At 73.5% G+C, this 12,448-nt stretch carries 8 protein-coding genes; 2 read left to right on the top strand and 6 right to left on the bottom strand.

Features of this window, described 5'->3' with window-relative positions; all coding sequences use genetic code 11:
• Positions 1 to 50 precede the first annotated feature (50 nt).
• Together P2F65_RS14850 and P2F65_RS14845 are read left to right on the top strand one after the other, a co-directional pair.
• Positions 51 to 1,328, top strand: coding sequence for a homogentisate 1,2-dioxygenase domain-containing protein (locus tag P2F65_RS14850; protein WP_275809287.1), 1,278 nt, complete (start codon positions 51 to 53; stop codon positions 1,326 to 1,328).
• 145 nt (positions 1,329 to 1,473) lie between these two features.
• The gene (locus P2F65_RS14845; protein ID WP_275809284.1) at positions 1,474 to 3,375 is read left to right on the top strand and encodes a 5'-nucleotidase C-terminal domain-containing protein; all 1,902 of its coding nucleotides are present in this window, start codon (positions 1,474 to 1,476) and stop codon (positions 3,373 to 3,375) included.
• A 58-nt stretch (positions 3,376 to 3,433) separates the two neighbouring features.
• Here the strand turns inward: P2F65_RS14845 and P2F65_RS14840 are convergent, their stop codons facing one another.
• Genes P2F65_RS14840 through P2F65_RS14815 form a run of 6 tightly spaced genes read right to left on the bottom strand, consistent with a single transcriptional unit; the run spans position 3,434 to position 12,442 of the window.
• Entirely contained in the window at positions 3,434 to 4,525 is a 1,092-nt protein-coding gene (locus P2F65_RS14840) for a uroporphyrinogen-III synthase (protein ID WP_275810685.1), read from the bottom strand.
• 20 nt (positions 4,526 to 4,545) lie between these two features.
• On the bottom strand, positions 4,546 to 5,754 hold the full coding sequence (gene cobA / locus P2F65_RS14835) for a uroporphyrinogen-III C-methyltransferase (protein WP_275809281.1): 1,209 nt from the start codon (positions 5,752 to 5,754) through the stop codon (positions 4,546 to 4,548).
• Positions 5,751 to 6,155 (bottom strand): nitrite reductase small subunit NirD, encoded by a 405-nt coding sequence (gene nirD, locus P2F65_RS14830; RefSeq protein WP_275809278.1) that lies wholly within the window; start codon positions 6,153 to 6,155, stop codon positions 5,751 to 5,753. The genes cobA and nirD overlap by 4 nt, the downstream gene beginning before the upstream one ends.
• Positions 6,152 to 8,734: a nitrite reductase large subunit NirB gene (gene nirB / locus P2F65_RS14825; RefSeq protein ID WP_275809275.1), complete on the bottom strand. Its 2,583-nt coding sequence runs from the start codon at positions 8,732 to 8,734 to the stop codon at positions 6,152 to 6,154. The genes nirD and nirB overlap by 4 nt, the downstream gene beginning before the upstream one ends.
• A 10-nt stretch (positions 8,735 to 8,744) precedes the next feature.
• Complete coding sequence (locus P2F65_RS14820; protein ID WP_275809272.1) at positions 8,745 to 10,280, bottom strand: FAD-dependent oxidoreductase; 1,536 nt, start codon at positions 10,278 to 10,280, stop codon at positions 8,745 to 8,747.
• Positions 10,277 to 12,442: a molybdopterin oxidoreductase family protein gene (locus tag P2F65_RS14815; protein WP_275809269.1), complete on the bottom strand. Its 2,166-nt coding sequence runs from the start codon at positions 12,440 to 12,442 to the stop codon at positions 10,277 to 10,279. The genes P2F65_RS14820 and P2F65_RS14815 overlap by 4 nt, the downstream gene beginning before the upstream one ends.
• Positions 12,443 to 12,448 lie beyond the last annotated feature (6 nt).

The following is a 12,448-nucleotide window of genomic DNA, read 5'->3' as shown; positions in this document are numbered from 1 at the left end:
CCGAAGTGGACACCATGACCACACAAGCCTGACCACAGTGAGGTGGACCAGTGGCGCACTACCAGCAGCAGGGAAACGTCCCGCCCAAGCGGCACACGCAGCACCGGCGCCCCGCCGAGGGCGGCGTCCGGGGGGAGCTCTACTACGAGGAGCTCATGGGCGAGGAGGGTTTCTCCTCGGACTCCTCGCTGCTCTACCACCGCCACATCCCCTCGACCATCGCCGGCGCTCGTGAGTGGGAGGTCGGCGACCTCTCGACCACGCCCAACCACCCGCTGGTGCCGCGTCATCTCAGGCTGCACGAGCTGTTCACCGCCGAGGAGGTGCCCGCCACCGACGTCGTCACCGGCCGGCGCCTGGTGCTGGGCAACGGCGACGTGCGCATCTCGTATGCCGTGGCGGGGGCCCCCAGCCCGTGGTACCGCAACGGGATCGGCGACGAGTGCGTCTACGTCGAGCGCGGAGCGGCCCGGGTGGAGACGGTCTTTGGGGCCTTCGACGTGGTGCAGGGCGACTACCTCGTCATCCCGCGCGCGACCACCCACCGCTGGATCCCCGTCACCGACGGGGAGGAGCCGCTGCGCGCCTACTGCATCGAGGCGAACAGCCACATCGCGCCGCCCAAGCGCTACCTCAGCAAGTACGGCCAGTTCCTCGAGCACGCGCCCTACTGCGAGCGCGACCTGCGCGGGCCGCAGGGACCGCTGCTCGCGGAGGACGTCGGGGCCGGCGCCGGTGACGAGACCGAGGTGTTCATCAAGCACCGCGGCAACGGCCCCGGCGGCATCGTCGGCACCGTGCACACGCTGCCCTTCCACCCCCTCGACGTGGTCGGCTGGGACGGCTGCCTCTACCCCTACGCCTTCAACATCAAGGACTACGAGCCCATCACCGGCCGGGTCCACCAGCCCCCGCCCGTGCACCAGGTCTTCGAGGGCTGGAACTTCGTCATCTGCAACTTCGTGCCGCGCAAGGTCGACTACCACCCGCTGGCCGTGCCGGTGCCCTACTACCACTCCAACGTCGACAGCGACGAGATCATGTTCTACGTCGACGGCGACTACGAGGCGCGCAGGGGCTCCGGCATCGCGCGCGGCTCGATCTCGGTGCACCCCGGCGGCCACGCCCACGGCCCACAGCCGGGCGCGACCGAGGCCTCGCTGGGGGTGGAGTACTTCGACGAGACGGCCGTCATGGTCGACACCTTCCGGCCGCTCGAGCTGGGCGAGGGCGGCCTGGCCGTCGACGACGGGAAGTACGCGTGGTCGTGGTCTGCCGGGCAGGGCCGCGGACCCGACAGCGGTGGTGGCGACTACTCCATCGGCTGACTCCGGTCTGATCGTCCGGGTAAATCTTCCCCCATGTCGGTTCCGCGGCGGCGGCGCCCGGCCTAGGGTGGCCTCTCGCGGCGGGCCACCCTGCCCTCCGCCCCGCGCGCCGGCACCCCGGCACACGCCCGCACTGGAGGCAACCGTGTCACCGAAGTCCCCCACCGCCATCGCCAGCCTCGCCTCGCTCGAGCGCTCCCGGCGGGAGATGCTCGGGCTCGCCGTCGTCGGCGGCGCCAGCGCGGCCTTCTTCGCGGCCCCGGGGCGCGCCGACGCGGCGCAGGACAGGGGCAGCCACGTCGACCCCCGCCGGTACCGGCTGACCGTCATGGGCACGACCGACACGCACGGCAACGTCTTCAACTGGGACTACTTCAAGGACGCCGAGTACACCGACCGCGACTCCAACGACATCGGCCTGGCCAAGGTCGCCACCCTGGTCAAGGCGGTGCGGGCCGAGCGCGGGGCCGAGTCGTGCCTGTTGCTCGACGCCGGCGACACGATCCAGGGCACCCCGCTGTCCTACTACTACGCCAAGGTCGACCCGATCACCGGCGGCTCCAAGCACCCGATGGCCACGGCCATGAACACCATGGGCTACGACGCGGCGGCCCTCGGCAACCACGAGTACAACTACGGCCTCGAGACGCTCCGCGTCTTCGAGGAGCAGTGCGACTTCCCCCTGCTCAGCGCGAACTCCCTGGACTGGAACACCGGCGCACCGGTCTTCCCGCCGTACCTCATCCGCACCATCAAGGTGCTGGGCCAGTCCAGGCCGCTCAAGGTCGGCATCCTCGGGCTCGTGACGCCCGGTGTCGCGATCTGGGACAAGGCCAACGTCGAGGGCCGGGTGCGCTTCGACGGAATCGTCGAGCAGGGCAGGGTGTGGGTGCCTCGCCTGAAGGAGGCCGGGTGCGACGTCGTCATCGTCTCGTGCCACTCGGGCTCGACCCCCGGCTCGTCCTACGGTGACGCGCTGCCGTTCCCCGAGAACGCCTCCACCCAGCTGGCCGAGGAGGTCCCCGGCATCGACGCGGTCCTCGTCGGCCACGCCCACGTGGAGATCCCGCAGCGGTTCGTGGAGAACAGGAAGACCGGTGCCCAGGTCCTGCTCACGGAGCCGCACAAGTGGGGCATGCGCCTGGCCGTCATGGACTTCGACCTCGTGAGGGAGCGCGACGGCTGGAAGATCGCCGAGAAGGGCGCGACGCTGCTCAACGCCAACACCGTGGACGAGGACGAGGAGGTCGCGGCTGTGCTCCAGCAGGACCACGACATCGTCGTCACCTACGTGAACTCGGTGATCGGCACCAGCACGGCCGCGATGTCGGCGCAGACAGCCCGCTTCGAGGACACGGCCGCCCTCGACTTCATCAACCACGTGCAGGGGCTCGTCGTGCGGGAGGCGCTGGCCGGGACCCCGGATGCCAGCCTGCCGGTGCTGTCGATCGCGGCGCCGTTCAACCGCGACGCCGCCATCCCCGCCGGGGACGTCACGGTGCGGGACGTGGCAGGCCTGTACATCTACGACAACACGCTGCTCGGCATCAAGTTCACCGGCCAGCAGGTCAAGGACTACCTCGAGTTCTCGGCGGGCTACTTCCAGCAGGTCGACGGCACCAAGGCGTCCTACGCGCCCGACGAGGTCACCAACGCCAAGACCGCCATGGCGCCTAGTGGGACGCCGGACTACAACTACGACGTCATGGCCGGCCTCGACGCCTCCCTCTCCTACGACATCGACATCGCCCAGGCCGCCGGGAGCCGGATCACGAACCTGCGGTACGCGGGCGAGCCGATCGACCTCGCCGGCGAGTTCATCATCGCGATCAACAACTACCGGCAGTCGGGCGGGGGCAACTTCCCGGGGGTGAAGGCGGCACCGGTCGTCTACAACGCCCAGCTCGAGATCCGCCAGGCGATCATCGACTGGGTGACGGCACAGGGCACCATCGACCCGCCGTCCTTCACCGTCTACGACTGGAGGCTGGTGGCCGGCGGGACCCCCATCAAGGTCGAGGGCGCCTCGGAGGGCGGTCGCCACTGACCCGCGTCGCCGGTCGAGGCGCAGGCTCCGGAGTCCCGGCTGCGCGGTGTGGGCTCGGTCAGGCGAGGGCGAGCCGGTAGCCGCGCTTGACGACGGTCTGCACCACCCGTCGGTCCGGCAGCGCGTCCCGCAGCCGGGCGACGGCGACCTCGGCGGCGTGCGGGTCGCGTGACTCGCCCGGCAGGGTCGCGAGCACCCGCCCGCGGGTCACCACGTCGCCGGCCGCGCCGGCGAGCAGCCGCAGCACCTCGAGACTGGTGGGGGAGAGCGGCAGCACGTGCCCGTCCAGCAGGGCGACGGTGCGACGCACCTGCAGGGGTCCCGCGACCGTGGAGACCGCGTCGGTGGCGGCCTCGTCGTAGTGCGCCACGAGGGTCCGCACCAGTGCCCCGAGGCGACCGCGCTCGGGCACGATCGGCGCGACACCTCTGTCCTGCAACGGTTTCGCCGTCACGGGTCCCACCGCGGCTGCCACCATCAGCCGTTGCTGGAGGCGCGCGAGGACGAGCTCGCCGACCCCGCAGGCGTCGGCGGACTCCAGCCAGGCGTGGGCGCCGGGAGCCGAGGTGAAGACCACGGCGTCGATCTCCCCGGCGGCGGCGGCCTCCACGGAGGTCCGCAGCGCCTCGGGGTCGGGCGGTGGGCCCCATCGGTAGACGACGAGGCTCGCGACGTCGGCACCGGCGGCAGCGAGCTCCACATCGAGGCCGTCCGCTCCTGCGCCGTGGTGCTGCACGGCGATGCGCTGGCCCGCCACACCCTCGCGCAGCAGGGTGTCGAGGATCTCCGCCGAGGTCTCCGACTCGGCCACCCAGTCGGCCTGGAGCCCCGCGGCCTGGATCGCGCCGCGCGCCTTGGGCCCGCGCGCGATGACACGGGATTCGCCCAGCACCGCCAGCAGGTCGTCGGCCAGACCCGCGGCGTCCGCCGCCTCCACCCAGCCGCGGAAGCCGATCCCCGTCGTGACGACGACGACGTCCGGAGGCTCGGCGAGGAGGGCCTTGGTGTCGGCGAGGAGCTGGTCGTCGTGCTCGGTGGGGACGATGCTGAGCGCCGGCGCGTGCCGGACGGTGGCCCCGCGGCGGGTCAGTGCGGCGGCGAGCTCGCCCGAACGACGGTCGGCGGTCACGAGCACCACGCAGCCGGCCATGACCTGTCCCAGGCTGCCGCTCACGGCACCTCCAGCAGGGACGGCTGGGCGACGTCGCCGATGACGATGACGGCGGGAGCCCGCACCCTGGCGGCGGTCGCGGCGTCGACGATGCCGGACAACGGCGCGTGGGTCGTGCGCTGGGTCCGCAGGGTGCCGTCCTCGACGATGGCGACGGGGGTGGCGGGGTCGGCACCGGACGCCAGGAGGTGGTCCACGTGGCGGGCGAGGAGCCCGATGCCCATCAGCACGACCAGGGTGGCGGTGCGGTCGACGACGCAGGCGACGGCCTCCGCGGTCAGGGTCCCGTGCCCGTGGGTGAGGTGCGCGCCGGCCGCGACACCACGGTGCGTGAGGGGGATGCCGGCGGCGGCCGGGGCCGAGAGCGCGCTGCTGACGCCGGGCACGACCTCGACGGGTATGCCGTGGCGCCTGCACGCGAGCACCTCCTCGCCACCGCGCCCGAAGAGGAAGGGGTCGCCGCCCTTGAGCCGCACCACGGTGCGCCCGCGGGCGGCGTGCTCGACGATGATGCCGTTGATCTCGTCCTGGGTGACGGCGTGGTGGCCGGGGGTCTTGCCGACGTCGACCACCTCCACCGACGCGGGCAGCTCGTCGAGCAGCGCGGTGGGGCCCAGCCGGTCGGTGACCACGACGTCGGCCTCGGAGAGCGCCCGGCGGCCCCGGACGGTCAGCAGGTCGGGAGCGCCCGGTCCGCCGCCGACGAGCACGACCCGCCCGGTGCCGGGAGTCCGGCGGCGGGGCCGAAGGTCGAGCGGCTCGCACTCGAGGGTGCGGGCCAGGGCGTCCCTGACGGTCCTCGCCCGTGCGGGGTCGGCCGCTCCCGTCGACACCACCGCGACCGCCAGACCTGAGTGCGTCGTGGTGGCGGGGGTGCGGGCGGTGCCGGACTCAGCCGCACCGGTGTTGACGCTCCACGTCCGGCGCTCGGTGGCCCACCGGCACACCTGGGCGTCGACGTGACGGTCGCCGGTCGCGGCCTGCACCAGCCACACGCCGTCGACGTCGGCCTCCCGGATCTCACGGTCCACCCATGCCACCGTGCCAGCGGCATACGCGTCCACGAGGTCCTCGCAGAGCACCGGGCTCACCACCGTGACCAGCGCCCCGTCCGCGGCCAGGGCCGTGGCACGGCGCGCTGCCACCGGTCCGCCGCCCACGACCAGCACCGGGCGGCCGGCCAGCTCGAGGCCGAGGAGCGTGGTCACGGCGCACCGGGGGCGGGCAGCGGCTCGCGCGAGACCAGCACGACGCCGTCACGGACCTCGACGGGGTAGGCGGCCAGGTGCACCGGCTCGCGTCCCACCGGGTCGAGGCAGGCACCCGTGCGCAGGTCGAACACCTGCTTGTACATGGGGGACGCCACCGTCGGCACGTGCCCTCGCGAGCCGACGATGCCGCGCGACATCACGTGGGCCCCGGAGTACGGGTCGTACTGCTGCAGCGCGTGCACGGCGTCGTCGTGGGTGCGGAAGAGCGCCACCTGGACGCCGTCGACGAGGGCGGCGGCGCCCCGCTCGCGCGGCAGGTGGTCGAGGTGGCAGACCTCCTCCCACGCGGCATCCGGGACCTGTGCCGCAGGAGGCGTGGTCGTGGGTGTGGACGTCATGAGCGGACCTCCAGGGTGGTTCCGGCGATGAGGACGGCCCCGCTCGTGCGCTCCTCGTCGGTGGCGGGACGGGCCTGGCCCCGCTCGCCCACGTAGGCCAGGGACGGGTCGGGCTGGTCGGGGGCGTTGACGAACGAGGCGAACCGGCGCAGCTTCTCCGGGTCGGCCAGGGCCGCGGCCCACTCGTCCTCGTAGGACCCCACGTGCGCAGCCATCGCGGCGTCGAGGTCCGCGGCGATGCCGAGCGAGTCGTCGAGCACCACGGCCCGGATCGCGTCGAGCCCGCCCTCGTACTCCTCCACCCAGGCAGCGGTGCGCTGCAGGCGGTCGGCGGTGCGGACGTAGAGCATGAGGAACCTGTCGATGGTGCGCACGAGGGTCTCGGTGTCGAGGTCCTCGGCCAGCAGCTGCGCGTGCCGGGGCGTGAAGCCGCCGTTGCCGCCGACGTAGAGGTTCCACCCGTTGTCGGTGGCGATGACGCCGACGTCCTTGCCTCGCGCCTCGGCGCATTCGCGCGCGCAGCCCGAGACGCCGAGCTTGAGCTTGTGCGGGCCGCGCAGGCCTCGGTAGCGCAGCTCGAGGTCGATGGCCAGGCCGACCGAGTCCTGCACGCCGTAGCGGCACCAGGTCGAGCCCACGCAGGACTTCACCGTGCGCAGCGACTTGCCGTAGGCGTGGCCGGACTCGAAACCGGCGTCCACCAGGCGTTTCCAGATGGATGGCAGCTGGTCGATGCGGGCGCCGAAGAGGTCGATGCGCTGACCGCCCGTGATCTTGGTGTAGAGCCCGAAGTCCTTGGCCACCTGCCCGATCACGAGCAGTCCCTCGGGGGTGATCTCGCCGCCCGGGATCCGGGGCACCACGGAGTAGGAGCCGTCCTTCTGCAGGTTGGCCATGACGTGGTCGTTGGTGTCCTGCAACGTCGCCCGCTCGCCCTCGAGGATGTGACCGGTGCCGAGCGAGGCCAGGATCGAGCCTATGACCGGCTTGCAGATGTCGCACCCACGGCCACGGCCGTGCCGGGTGATGATCTCGCTGAAGGACGTCAGCCCCTGCACGCGCGCCACGTCGAAGAGCTGGGCGCGCGAGAGGTCGAAGTGCTCGCACAGCGCGTTGCTCACCGTGACGCCCGACCTCTCGAGCTCGGTGGTGACGAGCTTCTTGACCAGCGGCAGGCACGACCCGCAGGAGGTGCCCGCGCGGGTGCACGCCTTGACCCCGGCGAGGTCGGTGCAGCCACCCTCGGTCACGGCACAGCGGACGGCTCCGGCCGTGACGTTGTTGCACGAGCACACGCCGGCATCGTCGGGCAGGTCCCCCGCTGGTGCGGGCGTGCCGCCCTCGGGCACGAGGTGGGCAACCGGGTCGCCGCCGAGCTCACGGCCGACCATCGGTCGCAGCGCGGCATACGCACTCGCGTCACCGACGAGGATGCCGCCGCGCAGGGTCCTGGCGTCGTCGGACATCACGAGCTTCTTGTAGACGCCGGCCACGGGGTCGGAGACGACGACCTCGAGGCTGCCGGGCTCCTGGGCGAAGGCGTCGCCGAAGCTGGCGACGTCGACGCCGAGCAGCTTGAGCTTGGTGGAGAGGTCGGCGCCGGGGAAGGTGCCCTCGCCGCCCAGCAGCCGGTCGGCGACGACCTCGGCCATCGCGTAGCCGGGTGCCACCAGGCCGAGGCAGCGTCCGCCGATGCAGGCGACCTCCCCGACCGCCCAGACCGCGGGATCCATGGTGCGACAGGTGTCGTCGACCACCACGCCGCCCCGCTCGCCGACGTCGAGGCCGGCTGCGCGGGCGAGCTCGTCACGGGGGCGCACGCCCACCGCGAAGATCACCACGTCGACGTCGAGTGCCGGTCCATCGGCGAAGTGCATGCGAGCCACCCGGCCGAGCCGGTCGGTGATCTTGGCCGTGGCCGTGCCGGTGCGCACCGAGACGCCCATGCCCTCGATGAGCCGGCGCAGCGCCTCGCCGCCGCCCTCGTCGACCTGCAGCGGCATCAGCCGTGGGGCGAACTCCACCACGGTGGCGTCGACGTCGAGCGCCCGCAGCGCCCCGGCCGCCTCGAGGCCGAGCAGGCCGCCGCCGACGACGGCACCGCGCAGCGGGCGGTCGAGCTCGCCGCGCAGCGACTCGACGTAGGTGCGCAGGTCGGCGACGTCGTCGATGGTGCGGTAGACGAAGGCACCGCGAAGATCGTTGCCCGGCACCGGGGGCACCGCGGCATACGAGCCGGTGGCCAGGACGAGGGAGTCGTAGGAGAGGGTGCGCCCGTCGGAGGTGGTGACCGTCCGCGCGTCGCGGTCGACGGCGGTGGCCGCCACGCCGCGCCGGATCGTGACGAGCGGGTCGTCCCAGATGTCCTGCCCCCCGAGGGCGAGGTCCTCCGGGTCGCGGCCGGTGAAGTAAGAGGTGAGCGCGACACGGTCGTAGGGGGCTCGGCGCTCCTCGCACAGGAGGGTGACGGCCCACTCGCCGTCGGTGTCCCGGGCACGGAGCGCGTCGATGAGCCGTCGGGCCACCATGCCGCCACCGACGACGACGAGGTGGCGGGGCGCGATGCCTGTCTGAACCATGGCGGCCACGCTAGGAAGCCCCGGTTTCTGCGTTGTGGAGCATGTGTTTCCCGGGCGTAAAACGCAGATCACCGGCCGAGGCCCCTGGCTGTGAGGCGCCGCCCCGCTCGCCCAGCCAGCCGAGGAGGTCGCAGACGTCCTGGGTGCAGCCACCACAGCCCGTCGTGGCGCGGGTGGCAACGGCGATGTCCTCGACGGTGCGGCAGCCGTGGTCCCACTCCTTCGTGATGGCGCCCTTCGTGACGCTGTTGCAGCGGCACACCGTGGCGCCGTCCGGCAGCCCGGCCGGGGAACCTGCGGAGGCGCCCGCGTTGGGGAGGGCGGGGAGCAGCAGGTATGCAGGGTCAGCCGGCACCGGGGTGCGTCGCGTGTAGGCCGCCACCAGGTCGGCGCCCACGTCGGGGGCGCCGACGCAGGTGGCGCCGACGAGCACGCCGTCGGCCACGACCACCTCGACGTGGCGGCCCGACGCGGAGTCGGTGAGCCTGACCCGACGGTGCGCCGGGCTGTCCGGGCGGTGCGAGCCGCACACGCCCATGGCCACCACGTCGAGCCCGGATGCCTTGAGGCGCACGACATCGCTGCCCGGGGCGGGCTCGGCTGCCGCGTCGCTCGTGGTGCCGGCCAGCCGGCGGGCGAGCCGGCGGGCCTGTTCCCACCCCTGGGCCACCAGGCCGCTGCCGCCCTCGGGCGGCTGGGCGCAGTCGCCGATGGCGAAGACACGCCGGTCGTCGGGTGACACGAGGGACTCGGTGACGACGACCCCGCGGTCGGTCGTGAGGCCGCACGCCGCCGCAAGACGGGTGGACGGCGCCGTGCCCGTGGCGAGCACGAGCAGCTGAGCGGCGAGCACCTCGCCGTCGGCGAGGCGGACCCCCACCAAGGTGCCCTCGTCGAGCACGGCCTCCTCGGCGCCCACTCCCACCCGGTGGTCGATGCCCATCGCAGCCATGGCGGCCTCCACGGCCCGGCTGGCGTCGCCGTCGAGCTGGCGCTCCATCAGGGCCGGGGCGGGGTGCACCACGGTCACCTGCACGCCCCGCGCGGCCAGCCCGCAGGCCGCCTCGAGCCCGAGCACCCCGGCGCCGAGCACCACTGCGCGACGGGCGTTGAGGGTGGCCGCGACGATCTCGCGGGCGTCGTCGACGGTGCGCAGCGGGTGGACACCTCGTGGCAACCCGGCGGGGTCGCAGGTCAGGCCGCGCAGGGGCGGGATGCGCGCCGCCGAGCCCGTCGCCAGCACGAGGTGGTCGTAGCGGTGCCGGACGCCTTCGGCGTCGACCACGCACCGGTCGTCGCGGTCGACCGCTACCGCCGCGGTCCCGAGCCGGACCTCGACGCGTCGGTCGGTCGGGGTCGGCAGGGTGAGGGCCGACAGCGGGTAGCGCCCGGCAACGACCTCGCTGAGGAGGACCCGGTTGTACGGCTCGCAGCCCTCGGCCCCCAGGACGGTCACGCTGAAGCGGCCGACGGTGTCCGCAGCGAGGAGGTCCTCGACGAACCGGGATCCGACCATGCCGTTGCCGACGACGACGACGCGGGTCATGTGAAGGCCTCCTTCTGCCGGCCGAGCTGAGCCCGCCCGGCTGCGGTTTCGTGGGGTGCCAGCTCGAGGTCGACCGCGCAGACCTTGAACTCGGGCATGCCGGAGACGGGGTCGGTGGCGTCGTTGGTCAGCAGGTTGACGCTGTCGGCGCCGCCCCAGTGGAACGGCATGAAGACGGTGTCGGGACGGATGGCGTCGGTGAGACGGGCCCGGGTGGTCACCTGGCCGCGCCGACCGGTGATCCGCACGGGCGCGGCCTCTTCGACCCCGAGGCGCTGCGCGAGCAGCGGGTGCAGCTCGACCCAGGGTTCGGGCACCTCGGCCACCAGCTCGGCGACCCGACGGGTCTGCGCACCCGACTGGTAGTGCTGGAGCACCCGGCCGGTGACGAGGTAGACGGGCGCGTCGGGGCGCACGTCGTCGCGGGGGCCGTGGTGGTCCACGGGCACCAGCCGGGCGCGGCCGTCGGGTGTGGGGAAGGAGTCGGTGAACAGTCGCGGTGTGCCGGGGTGGGGCGACGTGCCGCTGGTGGCCGGGCAGGGCCAGTGGAGGGCCTCACCCGTGTCGAGCCGCGCGTGGCTGAGGCCGCTGTAGTCGGCTCGGCCACCGGCGCTCGCGCGCGCCAGCTCGTCGAACACCACCGAGGGGTCGGTGTCGAAGACCCCGGGGGAGCCCAGCCGGCGGGCCAGCTCCGACCAGATCCACAGCTCGGACCGCACGCCGTCCGGCGGGGCGAGGGCCCGCCGCCGCCGGATCACCCGGCCCTCGAGCGAGGTCATCGTCCCCTCCTCCTCGGCCCACTGGGTGACCGGCAACACCACGTCGGCGAGCTCGGCCGTCTCGGAGGGCACGAAGTCGCACACGACGAGCAGGTCCAGCCCGCGAAGCCGTTCGCGGACCTGCCCGACGTCGGGCGCACTCACCGCGAGGTTGGAGCCGTGCACGAGCAGGGCGCGGGGCCCGGTCGGCGAGCCGAGGGCCTTCAGCAGCTCGACGGCGGGAAGGCCCTTGCCGGGCAGCGACTCCGGCGGAACGCCCCAGACCCCGGCGACGTGCCGGCGGGCGGCCGGCTCGTCGATCATCCGGTACCCGGGCAGCTGGTCTGCCTTCTGGCCGTGCTCGCGCCCGCCCTGCCCGTTGCCCTGGCCAGTCAGGGCGCCGTAACCGGACCCGGCCCGCCCGGGCAGGCCCAGGCCCAGCGCGAGGTTGATGGCAGCCGTCACCGTCGCGGTGCCCTGCGACGACTGCTCGACCCCGCGCCCCGTGAGCACGTAGGCGCCCGGGCCACCATGCACCGGGCTCGCGGCGGCCAGGAGCCGGGCGGTGCGGCGCAGCAGGTCGGCGGGCACCCCGCACTCGCGCTCGGCGCGCTCGGGCCACCAGGCGGCCACCGAGCGCCGCACCTCCCGCAGCCCGGTCGTGCGCTGCGCGAGGTAGGCCGCGTCGGCCAGCCCCTCGGCCAGCACGACGTGCAGCAGGGCCAGCAGCACCACCAGGTCGGTGCCGGGCACGGGCTGCAGGTGCAGGCCCCGACCGTCGTCGACCAGGTGGGCGGTCGCGCTGCGGCGTGGGTCGACGACGACCAGGCCGCCGCGGTCGCGGGCTCCCGCCAGGTGCTGGACGGCGGGTGGCATGGTCTCGGCGAGGTTGCTGCCGAGCAGCAGGACGGCCCCCGCGCCGCCGAGGTCGGTGAGGGGGAACGGCAGCCCGCGGTCGACGCCGAGGGAGCGGTTCGCGGCGGCCGCGGCACTCGACATGCAGAAGCGCCCGTTGTAGTCGACGTTGGCCGTGCCGAGGGCGACGCGGGCGAACTTGCCCAGCTGGTAGGCCTTCTCGTTGGTCAGGCCGCCACCGCCGAAGACGGCCACCGCGTCGGCACCGTGCTCCCGGCGGAGGGTGAGCAGCCGCCCGGCCACCAGGTCGAGCGCCTCGTCCCAGGTGCTCGGCCGCAGGGTGCCCTCGGGGTCGCGGACCAGTGGTGTGGTCAGGCGGTCGGGTGCCCGCAGCACCGCGGCGGAGGTCCAGCCCTTGCGGCACAGGCCTCCCCGGTTGGTGGGGAAGTCGCGCCCGGACACCTCGACCGCCGGCCCTGCCGGGCTCAGCGACTGGGCGCACTGCAGGGCGCAGTACGGGCAGTGCGTCTCGACGCCGGGCGATGTCATCTCGTC

Source organism: Knoellia sp. p5-6-4, from assembly GCF_029222705.1.
Classification (GTDB): Bacteria; Actinomycetota; Actinomycetes; order Actinomycetales; family Dermatophilaceae; genus Pedococcus_A.
Note: the sequence above shows the minus strand (reverse complement) of the source record. Positions and strands in the feature narration are given on the sequence as shown.